The following is a 19,515-nucleotide window of genomic DNA, read 5'->3' as shown; positions in this document are numbered from 1 at the left end:
AAGAATCCGCTAAGAGAAAATCATTTTTTTTATTCCGCTTACAAATAATACAGGAAGATAAAGAGAGGAAAGTAATCTTTTAATTCATTTCGCAGTTTCTTATAGGCAATCCCCATCTGAGTTTCAACTGTATTAATTGAAATATTCATCTCTTCTGCTATTTCTTTTTGTTTTTTGCCTTCCAGTTTACTTTTCAGGAATATCTCCCTACATCTTTCAGGGAGTGAATTCATTACTTTAGAAAGCAATTGTTCTACATCGTCTTTTTCAAAAATCCCCTCATCTAATTCCCCTAAAGAATAATATTTCATTTGTAGGGTCAATCTATACTCTTCTTGCATCTTATCTTCGACTTCTTTCTGCACTATTTTATGCCGGAGAAAGTCGATGCATCGGTTTTTTATAGAAGTAAATAAATAGGCCAGGATATTGATAGGTAATGGCAATAGTCCTTTTTTCTCCCAGAAATCAAGAAAAACATCTTGCACTATATTCTCCGCATCTTCATCCGACAAGACATATTCCCGGGCAAAACGCTTCATCTTTGAAAAATAAGAAAGATAAATCTGTTCAAAATCAATATGTTGCTTTTCTAGTATCACCTACCGTTTTTTTTAGATTATGGGGCAAATATAATAAGTTTAGAATGATAAGCAAGTCATAAAATGAACTTTTTCTATCATCTCATTTTTTTAAGTAAAGTGACGGTGTAAAAAGAAATCAAGAGAAATGGAAGTATGAATAAATCGGATAAATACAAAGTAAGAGGCTCTATTCCTTTAGGAATGAGCCTCTTACTTTGTGGACCAGCCTGGGCTTGAACCAGGGACCTCCAGATTATGAGTCTGTTGCTCTAACCAACTGAGCTACAAGTCCGGTGTTATCCTTATCGGATAGCGGGCACAAAAATAATATATTCTATTGAAATATGCAAACCTTTCGGGTAAAATATGTTGTTCGTTCCTTTGTTTTTTTAGAACTTATACGTGCGTTTGGGGTTCTTCGGGAACCATCCTTTCTTTACGCGGTCCTCTTGTTCGAAAACTTCTTTGATCGTCCAGAACGAAGAGAAAGCAAAAACGCCTAAAAGTGAAGCAATCAGGATATTCTCCACACAAAGTGAAGCTGCAACGCCTCCGATGCCCAGCAAGAGAAAAATCCACCAGCATTTGGTACCCCAATAGTACTCGGCCTTCACAACAACGGGATGAAACAATCCGATGATGAGGAATGTACAAATGCCGATGAACAGTCCCGAAAGATGATATTCGTTTAGAAACTCCATAAATTATCTGTTATTTCTCCGGACAAATAGGAATTTCCTTCTTGATGCTTTGTTCCAGCGAAATCAACGTTTCAGTAGCGGTCACACCCGGAATTTCCTGCATCTTGTTGTTCAGCAAGTCCATCAGGTGCTCGTTATCCCGTGCATATACTTTCGTCAGCATTGTGTAAGGACCCGTAGTGAAGTGACATTCCACAATTTCCGGTACTTTCTCCATCTCGGCAACCACTGATTTATACATGGAACCTTTCTCCAGCTTAATACCTACATACGTGCAGGTTCTGTAGCCCAGAGACTTTGGGTTCACATGATAACCGGAACCGACAATTACGCCTAAATCAATCAAACGTTGCACACGTTGGTGAATGGCAGCACGTGATACGCCACACTCAGCAGCTACATCTTTGAAAGGAATGCGGGCATTCTGGGAGATTATCTCCAGAATTTGCCGGTCAAGATTGTCTATTTTTTCCATAATATCAATTAGTGTAAGTTCTTGTTTTTATCAAATAGTAAGCAAATATAGGACTTTATTTTAATTTCTCTATATAAAAGGAGGAAAAAATAAGGAATAAGTAAAAAAGAAGCGGACGAAGCAGATGTTTTTGTTCACATCTGTTCGTCCGCCAAGTTCGTGAGGTTGAAGGTAAATCTTCAGCCGGTTGTTATTTCTCGATGCTAACGAGTTCTACTTCGAACACCAAAGCTGAGAACGGTTTGATCTGACCGCCTGTTTCTCTGCCACCGTAACCCAGTTCCTGAGGAATATAGACTTCCCACTTAGAACCTACAGGCATCATGGTGAGAGCTTCCGTCCAACCTTTGATAACCTGGTTGGCGCGGAAAGTAGTCGGTTCGTTACGCTTGTAAGAGCTGTCGAACTCAGTGCCGTCAATCAAAGTACCTTTATAGTTTACTTTCACTTTGCTGGTGTCGGCAGGAATTTCACCTGTACCTTTGGTGATGATTTTGTATTGCAGACCGCTCGGAGTAGTTACAACGCCTTCTTTAGTCTTGTTTTCAGCAAGGAACTTCTCACCGGCAGCTTTGTTGTCAGCGTATTTAACGGCCAGGGCTTTTTCCTTGATGGTTTCCATGCCTTCGCGCATGTAAGCTGTTGCAGCTTCTTTGCTCATCACGTTGGTCTTGTCCGTTATACCTGCGATGAAACCTGCCAACAGGTTTTCGCGGCTGATGCTTTGAGTAGAGTCGTTACCGAAAATCTGTTGGTTGAAACCTTCTACCCATTGCTTGCCTACCATCTGGCCGATTTGCATACCGGTCATGTAAGCAACGTCTTTCTTGCTGGTTTTGGCAGCGCCTTCGTTGAAACCTTTGATGAATTCAGCCATCTGAGTGGTGTCAACGCCTTGTTGCATCAGATACTGAGTCAGACCTTCGGTACGAGCCATACCGATGGCGTAAGATAATGAATCTACATCTGTTTTCAGATTTGCTTTCGGGCTTTGTGCAGTACAGGAAGCTAAACCTGCGCCTACTGCGAGAGCCATGATAAATGTTACTTTTTTCATTTTGCTTTTACTGTTTATTTTTATTTTTGGGATAATATTTCGAGCAATTCTACTTCGAATACCAGTGTGCTGTGAGGCGGAATCATTTCGCCTGCGCCTTGTGCGCCGTAAGCCAGGTCGGAAGGAATGTAGAGTTTCCATTTGGCGCCTTCGGGCATCAGCTGCAAGGCTTCCACCCAGCCGGGAATCACTTGGTTCACACCGAATACGGCGGGTTGTCCGCGCTTGATGGAGCTGTCGAACAGGGTTCCGTCAATCAGCGTGCCTTCGTAGTGGCATTTCACCTGGTCGGTGGCTGTTGCATGCTTTCCTGCGTTGCCTTCGTTGATGACTTCGTATTGCAGGCCGCTGGGCAGGGTGACAACGCCTGGGCGTTTCTTGTTCTCTTCCAGATATTTCTTGCCTTGCTCTATGCTGGCGGCGTTCATTTTCTCTTCCAGTTCTGCGAAGTATTTGTTCACTATGTCGCGGGCTTCTGCGTGCGAAATAGCGGTTTTGTTTCCTTCCAATACGTCTTTGATAGCTTGTGCAAAGTCATCTACTTCGATGCCTTTAGCACCCATGCTTGATAAATTCTGACCTATTCCAAGGCCGATAGCGTAACTAAATTTGTCCATATATCTTTTGGGTTGAGGCTGAAAGTGATTTATCTTTCAGCCAGTTGCAAAATTACAAGTCGCAAAAGTAAGTGTTTTATTCGAATGATTTATGCTTTTTAGATTTAAATTTTCTTATATCTGCGGCAACTTCGGTAATCTTCCGTATTTTTGTAAGAAACTAACTGTAATAATAGAATAGAAAGGAGACTTGGTATGAAGAACTTGGTCATTTTGTCCGGTGCCGGAATGAGTGCCGAGAGTGGTATCAGTACGTTTCGTGATGCGGGCGGACTGTGGGACAAATATCCGGTGATGCAGGTTGCCAGTGCCGAGGGATATGTACGCGACCCGGAGCTGGTTATTAACTTCTATAATGAACGCCGCAAGCAGTTGCTCGATGTAGAGCCGAATGCGGGGCACATCGGACTTGCCGAATTGGAGAAGGACTTCAACGTGACGGTGGTTACGCAGAATGTGGATAATCTGCATGAGCGTGCCGGAAGCACGCACGTCATCCATCTGCATGGAGAGCTGACGAAAGTCTGTTCCACTCGTGACCCTTATAATCCCCGTTACGTCAGGGAATTGAAGCCGGAGGAATATGAAGTGAAGATGGGCGACAAGGCAGGCGACGGCAGTCAGTTGCGTCCGTTCATAGTATGGTTCGGTGAGGCTGTGCCGGAGATAGAGACAGCCGTCAACTATGTGGAGAAGGCGGATATCTTCGTGATTATAGGCACTTCGCTGAACGTGTATCCGGCAGCGGGTCTTCTGAATTATGTGCCGCGGACGGCAGAGGTTTATCTGATTGACCCGAAACCTGTGGATACCCACTCCATGAGGCAGATACATGTCATTCAGAAAGGCGCCTCGGAAGGGGTGAAGGAACTGACGAAAGAGCTTCTTCGTTAACCGCCACTGTTAGAGCGAACTACAAGCGATACTTTTGCCATGTTGTGCCATCGCATTGGCACGCTTTTGCCATCGAATTGGCACAACTGTGCCATAGGCATGGCAAGACTTTGCCAAAGCGATGGCAAAAACATGCCAAGCCTATGGCAAAAACTCGTCTGTTATCGGATGGAAAGTATGGGCTCTGCTGGCAAAGTTTTACTTCTTCAATACCGCCCGCAGCACAAACCATGCATGATGCGCTACGGTGCTTGCCAGCCCGTAATGCTGTGCCATAATCCGGAAGCGTTCCCGCAGGGATGCCTTTTGGTTCTGTGTGGTCATACCCTCCTCCAGATAGTCGATAAGCGTGAGATGCGTGTTGTGCAGCGTCTGCGCTTTTTTCATGATGCGGATGCACCAGTCGAAGTCGGCGGAGAAACGGTAGCGCAGGTCATAGGGCATGGCAAGGCTGCGTTTGGCAAAGAACGCCTGGTGACAGACGAGCATGCCTTGCTTGAAGCTCTTCCACGTCAGCACTTCGGGAGCGGAGAGGCGGCGCATACGCAGGAAGTGCCGTTCCTTGTCGACCAGGGCGGTTTCACCGTAAATGACGTCAGGCAGTTCACCGATACCCAGGGTGTGCACCATCTGTTGCAGCGTATCGTCTTCGTGGAAACTGTCGCCGGCATTGAGGAAACAAAGATAATCGCCCGTAGCCAGCCGGATGCCCTTGTTCATGGCGTCGTAGAGTCCCTTGTCCGGTTCGCTGACGAGCAGGGTGATGCGGTCGCGGTATCGTTCGGCAATGGCGAGGGTGCGGTCACGGGAGGCACCGTCTACGATGATATACTCCACGTGGTGGTAGGTTTGGGAGATGACACTCAGTATCGTGTCTTCCAGCGTGGCCTCGGCATTGTAAGTCACGGTAATGATGCTGAACTTCGGGGTGGGACGGTTATGCATGTCTTCCGGTTATTTTGTTATAAACGTCGATGTATCTCTTGGCAATGGCCCTCTCGGAATAGTTGGTGACGGCTTTCCGGCACGCTTGTTCGGCGAGGGTGGCGTATTCGGGTTCGGTCAGAATCCAGTGGATGCCGTTGGCAAAGTCTTCGACCGACTTGTACCGGGCCACATAGCCGTTGTGCAGATGGTCTATCATTTCCGGTATGCCGCCCACGTTGAAACCTACGCAGGGAATGCCGCAGGACATGGCTTCCATGATGGTATTCGGCAGGTTCTCTTCCAGGGATGAGGTGACGAAGAGGTCTACTGCGTTGTAGATATCCACCAACTGGTGTTCGTTGCTGACGAAATCGAGCGGATAGACCTTGAAAGGCAGCATGTTTTGTAACTGTTGCGACTGGTTGCCGAAGACGACAAGTCCCAGTTGGTCTTTCAGCTCCGGATGCTTTTCTGCCAGCAGTTTGCAGGCTTTAATCATATATTCAACTCCCTTCCGGCTGTCCATAATCTTCATCGAGCCGAACAAGATAAGTTTGCTGTCCTGCGGAAGCATGCACTTCTCGCGGGCAGCTTTCTTGTTATGCGGCTTGAAGAGGTTGGTATTGATGGGGTTGGGGATGCTTGTGATGTTGTGTCCGCTGAACAGGGCGCTTTTCCGGGCACGCTCTTCAAGCCAATGGCTACAGGCTACAAAGTTGATGTGCCGCCCTTCATAGAGCTTTTGTTTTTTGAGGAAGATGCGGTGGGAGAGGTCCCGCTTCCGGCTTCCGTTGTGGATGAAGGGGCAATGATGGCATTCTTCTTCGTAGTGCGTGCAGCCGCCGGAGTAGTGGCAGATACCGGTGCAGGGCCACATATCGTGCATGGTCCATACCACGGGCTTGCCCGAGGCAAGAATCTTTTCGATGTTCTTCAAAGAAAGCATCCCTTGGTTTATCCAGTGGAGGTGTATGACGTCCGCTTGCTGGAACTCCGGCAGGGTGGTGATGTCCGTGCCCGTATTGGCGATGTCTACGGCGAAGAGGTGCTTTTTGTTGAAGTGGTTGGCTTTCCAGATGACAATCCGTTCCCATACGAATTTCCACACCATGCGCAGGTTGTGGTTCAGTTGCACGACGGTGATCTGTTCGGTTTGTTTGTCGCGCACCAGCAGTTTGGCCTTGATACCGTTATTCTTAAGGGCTTCCATGAGGCGGCTGGCGGCTATGGCTGGACCGCCTATCTTCTCTGTGGTATTGATAAGTAGTATTCTCATTGTGTCACCTTTTTCTTTTTTAAACTTTGATAGAGAGTGAGATATTCTTTTGCAACGACTTCACTGGAATATTGTTCAAAGACGTGGCTTCGCATCTCTTTCTTCGACAGGGTGTCCTGGGCTTCGGTCATTCCCCACCGGATGCCTTCCGCCAGACTTTCGGCAGAGAGATAATCGGCGAGGAAACCGTTCTCTTTGTGCCGGATGATGTCTGCCTGTCCGCTGTTGCCGAAGGATACGGGGACGCAACCGCAGGCTTGTGCTTCGATGAGCGTCTGCCCGAACGTCTCGTAGAAGGAGGCGGAGACGGTGACGTCTGCGGCGGAATACAATTGCGAGAGTTTGCCGGTGTCGCCTATTCTTCCGAACCAGGTATAGCTGACTGGTATGGCGGCAAACAGTTTTTCCGGATGCTTGATTCTTCCGAACAGGGCGAGATGAAGTTCTTCCTGCCGGAACTGCTTTTTTTCAATCAGCAGGCGGAGGGCTTGCAGCAGATATTCCACTCCCTTTATGGGGTCGTCGATGCGGGCGGCGCCGAAGAGGATGATGTGTTTGTCGCAAGGCAATGCCAGTTCTTTTCGGGATGCTATCTTGTCCACCATCCGGAAGTCGGTGGGGGAGAGTGTGTTGGGGATGACGGAAACGGGCTTTTCCTTGAGCAGGGTGCTTTGGAGGACTTGCGAGGAGAGCCAGGTGCTGACGGTAACGATATTCAGTTGGTCGGCATGGGCGAACAGTTGCTGTTTCTTCTTGAATACACGATGTGCCAGGTCGTTCCGGCCGGGGAAGCGCAGGAAGCGGCAGTCCCGGCATTCGCTTTTGAAGCGGGTGCAGGTGTGGGCGTGGTGGCAGATGGCCGTGCATTCCCACATGTCGTGCATGGTCCAGACGACGGGTTTGCCCGATTGCAGGATTTCCTGTATGTTGCGGATAGAGAGCATGCCCTGGTTAATCCAGTGAAGGTGTATGATGTCGGCTTCGCGGAACGCAGGTAGTCGGGTTACGTTGAAGCCGGTGTTGGCGATGGAGACGGTGAAGAGGTTCTTCCGGCTGAAAAGATTGTTCGTCCAGATGACCAGTCTTTCGAAGAGGAAAGTGAATTTCTTCTGCCAGTTCCTGCCCACCGGAATCACTAAGTCCGACTGGCTTTCTTTGTGCAGAACGAGCATTTTTACCTCTGTTCCCGCTGTATGGAGCGATTCCATCAGGCGTCTGGCGGCAATGGCGGCTCCGCCTGTTCTTTCGGACGTATTGATTATAAGTACTCTCATGTTGCGGAATGTTTTGGCAAAAGTACAGCTTTTGCCGCTTTCTATCCACAAATTCGCGGTTTTTTTAGCCAGTAAAGGCGAAAGTATCTATCTTTGCAAGGGATATAAATGATAATTTATCGGCGTGCATCCCCTAAGCCTGAAAGGCTTTTATCTTATAGCCCAGGGTAACACCCTGGGTAATGGATGCTCCCACAATCTTACGCCCTGTAAGGGCAAAAGCCTATGTGTGCTGTTATGCCCTTACAGGGCGCAAAGAGAAACACATGGCAATCCCCCAGGGCGTTGCCCTGGGCTATAAGATAAAAGGCTTTCAGCCTACCAGGTACTATCACGTCAATTAGTATGCCGAAAGGAAACCTTGATCCAGCGCTACGCTGGTAAATTATCATTTATAATTCAAACTATAACCGAAATATTATAATTAGAATAAATATGGGAGAAAAAGGCTTGAAATGGTTGGAGCAGCTCTGGCAGTGCTTCCTCAGCGTCGTGAAAATCCTGTTACAGTCTAAGTGGGGCACACGCTTGCCGTCTTCTTTCAGCAATCCGGATGAGTTGCTGATACTGGCTAACGGTCCCTCGCTGAACCGCACGGTAGAAGACTCGGCAGACTTCATCAAGGGGAAAACCCTGTTGGCAGTGAACTTCTGTGTCACCTCGCCCATGTTCGAGCGCCTCCGTCCCGAAATTTATCTGATTGCCGACCCGCTGTTCTGGATTGTTCCCGAAAAGCGCATACAACTCTTCAAGACAATGGCCGAGAAGACCACATGGGATATGAACTTCTTTGTCCCCGCCCGCGCCTTGAAGAACAAGGACTGGCAACCGCTTCTGGCAGGCAATCCCCACATCAAACTCTATATCTACAACACCACCCCGATTGAAGGCTTTCAGGGCTTCTGCAACTGGATATTCCGCCGGGGCTGGGGTGTTCCGCGTCCGCACAACGTGCTGATACCTTCCATTGCCGTGGGATTGCGTCTGCCTTTCAAGAAGATTTATCTGGCAGGTGCCGACCATTCCTGGCTGCCGGAAATCACCGTAACGGACGATAACGTAGTGCTGATGCATCAGAAGCACTTCTACGACCAGAATAAATCGCAGGCCGACACCGTGAAACAGGAGAACCTGAACAGCGCGCGCCTCTACACCATACTCTATCATATGCACGTAGCTTTCAAGTCTTACTTCATACTCGAAGCCTACGCCCGCCGCTTGGGTAAGGAAGTTATCAACGTCACCCCCGGCTCTTATATCGACGCTTTTAAACGGATGAAATTATGAAAGATGGAATAATCATTCAGGCGCGCACCGGTTCTACCCGGCTGCACAACAAGATTCTGCTTCCTTTCTATGGCGAACAGCGCATTATCGACATCCTGATAGCCAATATCAAACAGGCCTGTCCGGACAAATGTATCGTACTTGCCACTACCAACCGTCCGCAGGATGATGTATTGGCGGAAGTGGCCCATCAGTCGGGTATTCTTAGTTTTCGCGGTGATGAAGACAACGTGCTCGACCGCTTTATCCGTGCCGCCGAGGTCTTCGGTATCGACCGTTTCATCCGTGTTTGTTCGGACAATCCTTTCCTGCGTCCCGAAACTTTCAATGCCTTCTTTGCGGAGCACACTTTCTCTCCGGCTGATTACATCGCCTATGGCTTTGCCGACGGACGCCCCACCATCAAATCGCACTTGGGGCTGTATGCTGAACTGACCACTACGGATGCCTTGCGCCGTGCCGCTGTCTCCACGCAAGAAAAACTCTATGTGGAGCATGTCACCATCTATCTCTATACGCATCCCGAAGCCTTCAACGTGCGTCTTCTGCCGTTGCCCGCTGAACTGGAAGGCCGTTTCGACCTCCGCTTCACGCTCGATACGATGGAAGACTTCACCTTGTTGCAGGAGCTTTATGCCACCTTCTACGAGAAGACCGACCATAGCGTCCATGCCCTCTTGCGGCTGGTGGAAGCGCATCCCGAATACCGCGCCAAGATGCTGGAGAATATTGCAAGAAATGAAAAATGACAGATAGCTTCGTTAAATTCCTTTTAATCTGATGTGACAATGAGTAATAGTACATATATAATAGGAGAAATCGGCCAGAACCATAACGGTTCCGTCGATATAGCCAAGTTGATTGTAGACCTGGTGTCCCGTCCCGTGCGTGAGGAAGTGTTCAACATAGAACTTCGTCCGATGGATGCCGTGAAGATGACCAAACGTGATTTGAATGAGGAACTGACAGACTCGCAGATGAATCGTCCCTACGACTCTCCCCATTCTTTCGGACGCACCTACGGCGAGCACCGCGCTTTCCTGGAACTGACGGACGAGGAACATTTTGAAGTCTATAAGCATGCCAAGTCTTTGGGACTCGACTTTGTAGAAACGCTCTGTTCAAAAGGCTGCCTCTCCCTGTTGAAACTCTTCACGCCCGACCGCCTGAAAGTGGCAAGCCGCGACCTCACCAATCTGCCATTGCTGGAAGTGATGGCGGAGACACGGATACCCATCATCCTGTCCACCGGCATGGCTGGCAGGAAGGAACTGGATGATGCCCTTGAAGTGATCACCCGCTATCACGATGATATTTCCATCCTCCACTGCGTATCCCAGTACCCCACCCATCCCGATAATCTGAACCTGAAGACTATCGGCTATCTGAAACAGCATTACGGCCAGTACACCATCGGCTTTTCCGATCATACCATCGGTATCGCCGCTCCTATTGTTGCCGTAGGTATGGGTGCGGAAATGATAGAGAAGCACGTCACCATCGACCGTCGCATGAAAGGAACCGACCAGCAAGGCTCGCTCGGCCCCGACGGAGTGAACCGTATGATACGTGACATCCGCATAGCCGAACGTTGGCTGGGAAAAGAGGAACTGTACATCGACGCTTCCGTGGCTTCGGCAAAGGTGAAGTTGGAACGCTCCATCGCTACCAATAAAACCTTGCATCCCGGTGATGTCGTTACTGAGAATGACATTCATCTGCTGAGTCCCGGTGACGGTTTCAAGTGGGCGGAGCGCGACAAGGTGGTGGGGCATAAGGTGCTGAAAGAGATTCCCCGCAATGAAATTATCTATTCTTCATTGATAGAATCATGAAATTAGTTGCCGTCGTTGTGCTGTATCATCCGGACGAGAATCTGGTCCGCAATATAAACAGTTATCTGCCGCAGGTGGATACCCTAGTCTTGTGGGACAATACGCCCGAAGGGGAGAAATCAGCTCCTCTTTCCTTATCCGGTGTCTGTCATCCGGAACGTTTGGAATATATGGGATGCGGGCGGAATGTGGGTATCGGCGCTGCATTGAACCAGGCTGTCGCCTATGCCCGCGATAATGGTTTTACGCATTTGCTGACGCTGGATCAGGATAGCTATTTCCGGGAAGGAGACTTCCGGCGGTATCTGGAAAACATCCGTGCTTACGGTGAAGATGCGGAAGCCATCTTTTCTACCAATTACTTCATCGTTTCCCAGCAGACTTCCTCCTATCCGGTGACGGAGAGTGTAGAAGAGGTTACTTCTGCCATGACTTCCGGCACCGTCTATCCCGTGGCACTCTTCGAAAAGTTGGGTAACTTCATGGAAGAACTCTTCGTCTGGGGCATCGACTGTGAGTTCTGTTGGCGTGCCCGCAGGAGGCAGATTCCGACTTATTGTTTCAGAAGCATCCTCTTGCAGCACGATTTGGGCTATCAGAAGAAGAAACACCGTTTGCTTGGCAAAGAAGTGTTTCCGAATGAGTATCCTCCCCAACGTACCTATTATAATGTGCGGAATGGTATCATTCTTCACCGGCTTTACCCCGACTGCCTGAATCTGAAAGCCCATCTGCATTATCATCTTTATAAGCGGATTGTCTTTGTCCTGCTTTACGAGCAACAGAAGTTCGCCAAGTGGAAAGCACTTTGGGAGGGCTATCGGGATGGCAAGCGCAACCGCTTGGGCGAAAGAAAATAAAATTCATAACTCAAAAATATCTCTTATGTTACCCAAGTTAGTTATTACAGATATCGACGGTGTTTGGACGGATGGCGGAATGTATTATTCGGCCGAAGGTGATATAATGAAACGTTTCTCCGTAAAGGACGGGTGGGGCGTTATCTTTCTTCGTGAACTGGGCATCCCCGTAGCCATCATGACAGGGGAGAACTCCCAACTGGTGCAGAAGCGTGCCGACAAATTGAAGATTTCCCGCTGCTACCTGCATGTGGGTGACAAACTGACGAAGGCGAAAGAGGTCTGCGAAGAGATGGGAATTACCCTGGCAGATGTTGCCTTTATCGGTGACGACCTGAATGATATACACTTGTTGCGTGCCGTGGGTTTCAGTGCTTCCCCCTGCAATACGCCCGATTATGTGAAGCGCGAAGTGAACTACGTGACGGTGGCTCATGGCGGTTTCGGCGCATTCCGTGAGTTTGTAGAGAAGATACTGGTGGACAATGATATGCTGGAGACGGTGCTTCAGAAATTCATGTGATTTTTCACCACAGAGGACACAGAGGCTGTAATTATCTATACAGTAAAATATAAACCCTCTGTGCCCTCTGTATCCTCTGTGGTGAATATAGCCCGGATAATCTCTTCTTTTTCAGGAGTAGAGAATGTACAGGGGTAACTCTGCATACCTTTTACGGCTTTTAGTCCCTTCTGGGCATATCTCCAGTCGCCTAACTTGTTTACCCAGCGCAGTGGAGGATATTTCTGTGTGAACTCCATGATTCTCCTTTTACCGGAAATCTTAGCGGTGTCTCTGGGCATATCGCTGATATGGCAGATAAAGGAGAAAGCCTCTTCAAGTCTGCATCCCTCCTGCGCTTCCAGCAATTCGGCCAGCGCCAACAGGAAACCTTGATATTCCGATTGATATTTATGAGACGTCTTGATGATGGAAACGGGTACGGTGGTTTCCGTAGCCGAACCTGCAATGCGCTCACGGGCACTGTAGAAACAGGGCAGTGTGGCATATTTGCCGAAAATCAGTGCCGCATGATTGAAGAACTCTTCAGCCAGGAAGAGATTGCGGAAACGCAGACTGCCGTCGGGGTTGAAGCAAGCTGCATACATCCTTTGGAAAGCCTCTGTCCGGATGACGGAATAGAGCAGCGAGGCGTACATATTCTTCTCTTGGGAAAGTCTTTCCCGGGGCGTTTCTCCCGTTATCTGTTTGTCGAAATAGCGTATATACCGGGGGTAAAAAGAAATCTTTCCCTTTTTAGGCGTAAAGGTGAGGTAATGGCCTTGCGCCGTACTATAATCGGGATGGGTGTCCAAAAACTCTGCCATTCGGGCGATTGCTGAAGGCACGGTGAAATCGTCATCGGCGCAATACAGCACGTAGGGAGTGCAAATCATCGGGAGCACCTCTTTCAGTTTCAGCAGGAAATGCAGTTTGGGACGGTGCAGATATGTCATGTCCGGGTACTTCTCGGCATCGGCAAACGGTTGGTCGGATGAGTCGGGGACGAGAATCTTTATGTCTGTATGGCTATAGTAGTCGAGTAGTCTGCGCAGGCGCTCGGGGCGGTTGTGTGCAGGGATGATTACGGTTACATTTTGCAGTGTCATCATTCTATGGTTTTCTTTTTAAACAGATATTGAAGACTTTCCCGGAATACGATGGACTTCAGGCTCCACATAAGAAATATGTAAAGGGAAGCTGCTAAGGTTATTTTTACCAGTAGGGAAAGATAGATATTTTCTATATAACTTGCCACCCAATACGTGAAAGCCATTACGGCTACGGAGATGATGAGGTAGGGAGCAATATCTTTCAATGTATTGAACAGGGAAATTCCGATATGCTTGTGGGCAAAATAGTGCCACACCAGTAGCCAGAGGATATTGGCAGCAGTATAAACTATTAACATGACATTCAGTCCGTATGGATAGCTGCCCCATACGCATAGCAGTTGGAAGATGCCCAGTGCGATGGTGTTCCACATGTAGATGTTCGGGCGTCCGAGGCTGTTCATCAGATTGGAGTATAAGGTTGCAATCGGCATGAAAGCTCCCCATACGCATAGGATTTGCATGACGGGCACGCAAGGCAACCACTTTTCTGTGATGCTTATGACAATCAATTCGTGTGAAACAATGCCCAGTCCCAGCATGGCGGGAAAGCTGACGAAAGCGGTGAAGCGCATCATCTTGCGGAATATGTTCTGCAGGCGTTGCAAGTCTTCCGAGGCCTCTCTGAATACGGGTTGCCCCACGCTGTTTATCATTCCAAAGATGGTGGAGTAGCCCATGGTGGTCCACTTGCTTCCTTGCGAGTAGTAACCCGCCTGTTTGATGGTATAGAAATACCCCAGCAGGGCGGAGAAGATGTTGTTGTTGACGTGTGTGAACAGCGAAGTTAAAAGCAGCTTGCTGCTGAACGGCAACAATGCCCGTAGCGGACGCATATTGAATGAAAGTGTGGGATGCCAGGGCGAGAATATCCAGAGCAGGATGGTATTGATACTTACGTACAGGACTGTTTGCAGGGCAATTCCCCAATATCCCCAGCCGTGATAGGCGCAAGTGACACCTGTGACTCCCGAAATGATGATGGCGGCTATTTGTATCTGGCTGCGTTCTTTCACCATAAGATTGCGGAAGAAGTATGCTGTGGGTGCGGTACCGAAGCTTCCGATGAAGAAACTGAGGAATTGGAAACGTGCCAACTGTGTCAGTTCCGGGGTATCATAAAAGTCGGCGATGAAAGGGGCACAGACGAAGAGTATCAGATAGAGTGATGCGCCGACGCTGATGTTAAACCAGAATACAGCGTTATAATCTTCGTGCTTTACCTCTTTCCTGTTGACAAGAGCCAGGATGAAACCGCTTTCTGAAAAGACTCCGGCCATGGCGGAAAAGATAGTTAATACAGCTACCATACCGTAGTCGGTACTGGTCAACAGGCGGGCAAGGAATATCCCGAAGATGAGGTTCAGCAATTGCATGGCACCATTGCCTATGCCGCCCCATAATAATCCTTTGGCTGTTTTTTCTTTTAGTGATGTTCCCATCTGTCTGTTTAAAAAGGCTATCTCAAAAGTTATTCCGGCTATCCTTTTGTCTTTTTCTTCCGACTGCGTTCAATAGAATAAAATGATGCGGCTGCACCGAAAGCGGGGCAGCCGCATTTGTATTTATTTCACTTCACTACCCGGTTTCACCTCCTTCATGGTAGTAACCACAGAGAGTGAACCGTCAAAGTTCTCGGCAGAAAGAATCATACCTTCGCTGACAATCCCTTTCAGCTTACGCGGTGCGAGGTTGGCTACGAAGCATACTTGTTTTCCTACCAGTTCTTCCGGTTTGTAGTGCTGCGCAATGCCGCTTACGATGGTACGGTTTTCCAGTCCGTCGGCAATCTTGAATTGTAGTAACTTGTCGGCTTTAGGCACTTTCTGGCATTCCAGTACGGTGCCGACACGGATATCCAACTTCATGAAGTCGTCGAACTCGATATTCTGGCGGATAGGATTTGCCTTGTAGTTAGCTTCTTCGTTGGCTTTCTTCGTGTCGAGCAACTTCTGTACCTGTGCTTCGATTACACTGTCCTCTATCTTTTCGAAGAGCAGTTCGGGAGTGCCCAGTTGATGTCCGGCAGACAGCAAATCAGTGCTTCCCAAAGTTGCCCAGTCGAAGCTTTCCATATTCAGCATGTTGCGCAGTTTCTCGCTGCTGAACGGCAGGAACGGTTCGAAAGCGATGGCAAGGTTGGCAACCAGTTGCAGGGAGATGTTCAGAATGGTCGCTACGCGGTCCATATCCGTCTTGGCAATCTTCCAGGGTTCGGTATCTGCCAGGTATTTGTTACCGATGCGGGCGAGGTTCATAGCCTCTTTCTGTGCATCGCGGAACTTGAATACATCGAGCAGCTTTTCCACTTCCGCTTTCACGTCGGAGAATTCTTTCAGTGTTTCGCGGTCGTAATCCGTCAGTTCGCCGGCGGCAGGCACCACGCCATCGAAATACTTCTTGGTGAGTTGTAGGGCACGGTTCACGAAGTTGCCGTAAACGGCTACCAACTCGTTGTTGTTGCGTGCCTGGAAATCCTTCCAGGTGAAATCGTTGTCTTTAGTCTCCGGAGCATTGGCAGTGAGCACGTAGCGCAGTACATCCTGTTTGCCGGGAAAGTCTGCCAGATATTCGTGCAACCATACAGCCCAGTTACGTGAAGTGGAAATCTTGTCGCCTTCCAGGTTCAGGAACTCGTTGCTCGGTACGTTGTCCGGCAAGATATAGCTGCCTTCCGCTTTCAGCATGGCAGGGAATACGATGCAGTGGAACACGATGTTGTCCTTGCCGATGAAGTGGACAAGGCGTGTTTCAGGGTCTTTCCACCATTTTTCCCAAGAGTCGGGCAACAATTCTTTCGTGTTGCTGATGTAGCCGATAGGAGCATCAAACCATACATACAGCACTTTGCCCTCGGCACCTTCTACGGGTACAGGAATACCCCAGTCGAGGTCGCGGCTTACGGCACGGGGTTGCAGACCCATGTCGAGCCAGCTCTTGCACTGACCGTATACGTTGGGACGCCATTCTTTGTGATCTTCCAGAATCCATTGGCGGAGCCAGCTTTCGTGCTTGTCGAGTGGCAGATACCAGTGTTTCGTTTCGCGCATCACGGGTGCACTTCCGCTGATGGCGCTTTTCGGATTAATCAGATCTGTGGGGCTAAGGCTGGTGCCGCACTTCTCGCATTGGTCGCCGTAAGCGCCCTCTGCGTGGCAGTGGGGACATTCGCCTGTGATATAACGGTCGGCAAGGAAAGTCTTGGCTTCCTCGTCGTAGTATTGCATACTGGTCTTTTCGATGAATTCACCTTTTTCGTACAGCTTGCGGAAGAATTCGGAAGCTGTATCATGATGCGTTTTCGAAGTAGTGCGGCTGTATACATCGAATGACACGCCGAACTCTTTGAATGAGTCTTTGATAAGCGTATGATAACGGTCTACGATATCCTGCGGCGTCACGCCTTCTTTCTTGGCACGGATAGTGATGGGTACTCCGTGTTCGTCCGAACCACCGATAAAGATTACATCTTCCTTTTTCAGTCTCAGGTAGCGGACGTAGATATCGGCGGGTACATAAACTCCTGCCAGATGTCCGATATGAACCGGGCCGTTAGCGTAGGGCAGTGCGGACGTAACGGTAGTGCGTTTGAATTTCTTTTCCATTGTGATATATCTATGTCTTTTGTTATGAGCGCATTTTGATGCGCAAAGATAGCGGTTTTCTACTCAAAGAAAAAGAGAAGACAATGAAATATCCATAGTACATTTAAAAAGAACAGACAAAAAGGTAGGGATGTATCGAGGTTATTGGTTGCAATACCGCAGAATGGCTTTTTCTATTTCAACTTTCTTCTTTTCATCTTTCACAAAATCACTAATTAAAAATACACGAGTAGTGGAATGTCCGATTCCGATTAAACTTCCCACTTGATTATTAATTTCTCTAATCCATTTGTCAAAGCCTATGATTTTATCACCTTCAGCAACAAAATGCGACGGATTCCCTCCATTTGCTTTAAAATGAATATTCACTTTACTGCATTCTTCAAAGATTTGGGTTACATCCAAAGGATAACGGGATACGTTAAAGTAGTTGGTGTAAACTTGGACTCGCTTTCTAAAGTCCACGTCAGATAGCATATAAGTATATTGAGCAACATAAGAGAGAGAGGCATATCCCCCTAAGAGTACATCAGTAAGAACATGAGTACCATATTTCTGCACTATCTCGTCTCCGCTACTCTTCTCTAAGTCATTCAAGAATTCTTCGGATAAGAAAAAACACAAAGGCTCCGGCCAAACATGGGGGAGGGTATATCTGCTGGTAGGATGAACACATTCCACTTTATAAAAATAGTTCCCTTGAGAATTTTCCTTAATATCTCCTATGTCTTCGGTAAATAGTTCAAGAATATCATCTCCTATTCTCGTTTCCACATGGCTGTTTAAATAAATGTTATCTATATATTTATTTAAATCTCGATTCTCATTTATAATCCAGTTACCTCCATTGTATAGTAAAGATACTTCTATAGAACAAGGATATAATTTTGGGGGCTCCTGCTTTACATAATCATATCCATCACCTTTCAACAGACGGTCTACATCAATGACTTTGCCTTTTACATTTGCGTATCCCTTAATAGTACTCTTTTTACAATCAAACCCTCTACCTAACAAGTCTTTATAATTATAAACTGTATCGTCCGGCACTGTCTCTATAAATACATGTATATCAACAGGGTCTTTATCTACTACTATTGGCGGCTCAATTTCTATTTTGGTTTCTGTTTCTGAAGAATCACATCCACTCCAAAGTAATAATAATATCCAGAATAAAGAGTAGTTCAGTCTCATGCTTTAGTTTTTTATACTGATAGTAATGAAGTACAAATATAATAAACTTTTGTTAAGGTAAAAGGCTAAAACCTATTTTCTTGTTGTCGTGTATCTATTTGTTTTTTTGCATATTCCCCCTTCCACCCGCTTCAATCTCCTTATTTATCTGCTTTAGCGGGTGGAAGGGGGATTTACGATTGTCATTTATCCCTGCTTATTTCGATGGCATTTCGCTTCACATTATGGAAGACCAACTGGAGTTGTTCGCTCAACCGACTCAAGTCATTCGATTGAATAACTTGAGTTGTTCAAGTGAACAACTCGAGTAGGTCGATTGTAGATCTTCTCGTTTAACGCACGATTGCTTAGTAATAAAGATATAAAAGCAGTATCATTTTCGTACATATAGAAGAATGATGATTATATCTTTTAAACGCCTGTAAAGCGATGTTCCTGTGTATGTCTTCCAACCCCTTCCACCAGCTAAAGCCGATGAATAAGGAGGTTGAAGAAGGTGGAAGGGGAGGGGATAAAGTAAGAGACGTTAAAAGTTCATGCTCTTTTGTTTTACACAAAATATATTCCGTATTTTGCATTATATAAAATGTGTAACGTAAAAATAGGAAATGAGACACAACATTAAAGTCATCGCTTTCGATGCGGATGATACTCTCTGGAGCAATGAGCCTTTCTTTCAGGAAGTGGAACGGAAATATACGGAGTTACTGAGCGATTACGGCAGCGCGAAGGAGATTTCGGCAGAATTGTTTAAGACGGAAATGAGTAACCTGGAATGTCTGGGTTATGGTGCCAAAGCATTTACCATTTCAATGGTTGAGACGGCTTTGCGGATTAGCGCTCAGAAAGTTACAGCAGAGAAGATACAGGAGATAATTCTTTTGGGTAAATCTTTGCTTGAAATGCCGATTGAGTTGCTGTCCGGTGTGGAAGATACATTGAAAGCACTGAAAGCGCAAGGCGGTTATCGGCTGGTAGTGGCAACGAAAGGCGACCTGCTGGACCAGGAACGTAAGTTGAAACGCTCCGGACTGACTCCTTATTTCGACCATATTGAAATCATGTCCGATAAGACGGAGAAAGAATATAACCGTTTGTTGCAAGTCCTGCAAGTGGCTCCTGAGGAATTCCTGATGATTGGAAATTCATTGAAATCGGATATTCAGCCTGTGCTGGCAATTGGCGGATATGGTGTACATATTCCTTTTGAGGTGATGTGGCAGCATGAGGTGGTGGAGACGTTTACACATCCCAGGCTGAAACAGATGAAAAGTCCGGCGGAATTGCTGGACTGGCTTTGATTGGACGGCGGGCG

The 19,515-nt window shown here is 47.5% G+C and carries 20 protein-coding genes and 1 tRNA gene; 8 read left to right on the top strand and 13 right to left on the bottom strand.

What is annotated here, in order from left to right; translation table 11 throughout:
- Positions 1-38 precede the first annotated feature (38 nt).
- The 6 genes from BUC01_RS00610 to BUC01_RS00585 all read right to left on the bottom strand — a co-directional run bounded on the left by BUC01_RS00610 (position 39) and on the right by BUC01_RS00585 (position 3,434).
- Positions 39-602 (bottom strand): RNA polymerase sigma-70 factor, encoded by a 564-nt coding sequence (locus tag BUC01_RS00610; protein ID WP_073312413.1) that lies wholly within the window; start codon positions 600-602, stop codon positions 39-41.
- Between the two features lie 200 nt (positions 603-802).
- A tRNA-Ile gene (locus tag BUC01_RS00605) sits at positions 803-876 on the bottom strand.
- Between the two features lie 97 nt (positions 877-973).
- The gene (locus tag BUC01_RS00600) at positions 974-1,285 is read right to left on the bottom strand and encodes a DUF4491 family protein (protein ID WP_025830549.1); all 312 of its coding nucleotides are present in this window, start codon (positions 1,283-1,285) and stop codon (positions 974-976) included.
- 10 nt (positions 1,286-1,295) lie between these two features.
- Complete coding sequence (locus BUC01_RS00595) at positions 1,296-1,760, bottom strand: Lrp/AsnC family transcriptional regulator (RefSeq protein WP_009130276.1); 465 nt, start codon at positions 1,758-1,760, stop codon at positions 1,296-1,298.
- A gap of 190 nt (positions 1,761-1,950) precedes the next feature.
- A complete protein-coding gene (locus BUC01_RS00590; RefSeq protein ID WP_073312411.1) occupies positions 1,951-2,817 on the bottom strand; it encodes a BamJ family beta-barrel-assembly machinery protein in 867 nt (288 codons plus the stop codon).
- Between the two features lie 20 nt (positions 2,818-2,837).
- Complete coding sequence (locus tag BUC01_RS00585) at positions 2,838-3,434, bottom strand: BamJ family beta-barrel-assembly machinery protein (protein WP_025830550.1); 597 nt, start codon at positions 3,432-3,434, stop codon at positions 2,838-2,840.
- 195 nt (positions 3,435-3,629) lie between these two features.
- Here BUC01_RS00585 and BUC01_RS00580 point away from each other — a divergent pair, with 195 nt between their 5' ends.
- A complete protein-coding gene (locus BUC01_RS00580) occupies positions 3,630-4,328 on the top strand; it encodes an NAD-dependent deacylase (protein ID WP_025830551.1) in 699 nt (232 codons plus the stop codon).
- Between the two features lie 198 nt (positions 4,329-4,526).
- Here the strand turns inward: BUC01_RS00580 and BUC01_RS00575 are convergent, their stop codons facing one another.
- The 3 genes from BUC01_RS00575 to BUC01_RS00565 are packed head-to-tail and all read right to left on the bottom strand — an operon-like array spanning position 4,527 to position 7,805.
- Complete coding sequence (locus BUC01_RS00575) at positions 4,527-5,273, bottom strand: glycosyltransferase family 2 protein (protein WP_073312409.1); 747 nt, start codon at positions 5,271-5,273, stop codon at positions 4,527-4,529.
- Positions 5,266-6,531, bottom strand: coding sequence for a glycosyltransferase family 4 protein (locus BUC01_RS00570; RefSeq protein ID WP_025830552.1), 1,266 nt, complete (start codon positions 6,529-6,531; stop codon positions 5,266-5,268). The genes BUC01_RS00575 and BUC01_RS00570 overlap by 8 nt, the downstream gene beginning before the upstream one ends.
- Positions 6,528-7,805 carry a glycosyltransferase gene (locus BUC01_RS00565; protein ID WP_025830553.1) on the bottom strand — a complete coding sequence of 426 codons (1,278 nt, stop codon included), beginning with the start codon at positions 7,803-7,805 and terminating at the stop codon, positions 6,528-6,530. Before BUC01_RS00565 ends, BUC01_RS00570 begins: the two co-directional genes overlap by 4 nt.
- A 182-nt stretch (positions 7,806-7,987) precedes the next feature.
- Between BUC01_RS00565 and BUC01_RS25340 the strand changes: the two genes are divergently transcribed.
- The 6 genes from BUC01_RS25340 (at position 7,988) to BUC01_RS00540 (ending at position 12,310) form a co-directional block, all read left to right on the top strand.
- The gene (locus tag BUC01_RS25340) at positions 7,988-8,149 is read left to right on the top strand and encodes a hypothetical protein (protein ID WP_175560847.1); all 162 of its coding nucleotides are present in this window, start codon (positions 7,988-7,990) and stop codon (positions 8,147-8,149) included.
- A gap of 91 nt (positions 8,150-8,240) precedes the next feature.
- A complete protein-coding gene (locus BUC01_RS00560) occupies positions 8,241-9,092 on the top strand; it encodes a hypothetical protein (protein ID WP_073312407.1) in 852 nt (283 codons plus the stop codon).
- Positions 9,089-9,841, top strand: a complete 753-nt coding sequence (locus BUC01_RS00555; protein WP_025831066.1) for a cytidylyltransferase domain-containing protein — start codon at positions 9,089-9,091, stop codon at positions 9,839-9,841. The genes BUC01_RS00560 and BUC01_RS00555 overlap by 4 nt, the downstream gene beginning before the upstream one ends.
- 39 nt (positions 9,842-9,880) lie before the next feature.
- On the top strand, positions 9,881-10,927 hold the full coding sequence (locus BUC01_RS00550; protein WP_025831065.1) for an N-acetylneuraminate synthase family protein: 1,047 nt from the start codon (positions 9,881-9,883) through the stop codon (positions 10,925-10,927).
- Positions 10,924-11,787: a glycosyltransferase gene (locus BUC01_RS00545; RefSeq protein ID WP_073312405.1), complete on the top strand. Its 864-nt coding sequence runs from the start codon at positions 10,924-10,926 to the stop codon at positions 11,785-11,787. Before BUC01_RS00550 ends, BUC01_RS00545 begins: the two co-directional genes overlap by 4 nt.
- Before the next feature lie 25 nt (positions 11,788-11,812).
- Positions 11,813-12,310, top strand: coding sequence for a KdsC family phosphatase (locus BUC01_RS00540; protein WP_073312402.1), 498 nt, complete (start codon positions 11,813-11,815; stop codon positions 12,308-12,310).
- A gap of 35 nt (positions 12,311-12,345) precedes the next feature.
- On the opposite strand, the gene BUC01_RS00535 is transcribed toward BUC01_RS00540, so the two are convergent.
- The 4 genes from BUC01_RS00535 to BUC01_RS00520 all read right to left on the bottom strand — a co-directional run bounded on the left by BUC01_RS00535 (position 12,346) and on the right by BUC01_RS00520 (position 18,200).
- Positions 12,346-13,401: a glycosyltransferase family 2 protein gene (locus tag BUC01_RS00535; protein ID WP_244895720.1), complete on the bottom strand. Its 1,056-nt coding sequence runs from the start codon at positions 13,399-13,401 to the stop codon at positions 12,346-12,348.
- Complete coding sequence (locus BUC01_RS00530; RefSeq protein ID WP_025831063.1) at positions 13,398-14,843, bottom strand: lipopolysaccharide biosynthesis protein; 1,446 nt, start codon at positions 14,841-14,843, stop codon at positions 13,398-13,400. The genes BUC01_RS00535 and BUC01_RS00530 overlap by 4 nt, the downstream gene beginning before the upstream one ends.
- Positions 14,844-14,966: 123 nt before the next feature.
- A complete protein-coding gene (gene metG, locus BUC01_RS00525; protein ID WP_073312400.1) occupies positions 14,967-17,006 on the bottom strand; it encodes a methionine--tRNA ligase in 2,040 nt (679 codons plus the stop codon).
- A 141-nt stretch (positions 17,007-17,147) separates the two neighbouring features.
- Positions 17,148-18,200 carry an MAC/perforin domain-containing protein gene (locus BUC01_RS00520; RefSeq protein WP_073312397.1) on the bottom strand — a complete coding sequence of 351 codons (1,053 nt, stop codon included), beginning with the start codon at positions 18,198-18,200 and terminating at the stop codon, positions 17,148-17,150.
- Positions 18,201-18,808: 608 nt separating this feature from the next.
- Here BUC01_RS00520 and BUC01_RS00515 point away from each other — a divergent pair.
- The gene (locus BUC01_RS00515; RefSeq protein ID WP_025831062.1) at positions 18,809-19,501 is read left to right on the top strand and encodes an HAD family hydrolase; all 693 of its coding nucleotides are present in this window, start codon (positions 18,809-18,811) and stop codon (positions 19,499-19,501) included.
- The last annotated feature ends 14 nt before the right edge of the window (positions 19,502-19,515 follow it).

It is taken from the genome of Bacteroides stercorirosoris (assembly GCF_900142015.1).
GTDB classification, from domain to species: Bacteria; Bacteroidota; Bacteroidia; order Bacteroidales; family Bacteroidaceae; genus Bacteroides; species Bacteroides stercorirosoris.
Note: the sequence above shows the minus strand (reverse complement) of the source record. Positions and strands in the feature narration are given on the sequence as shown.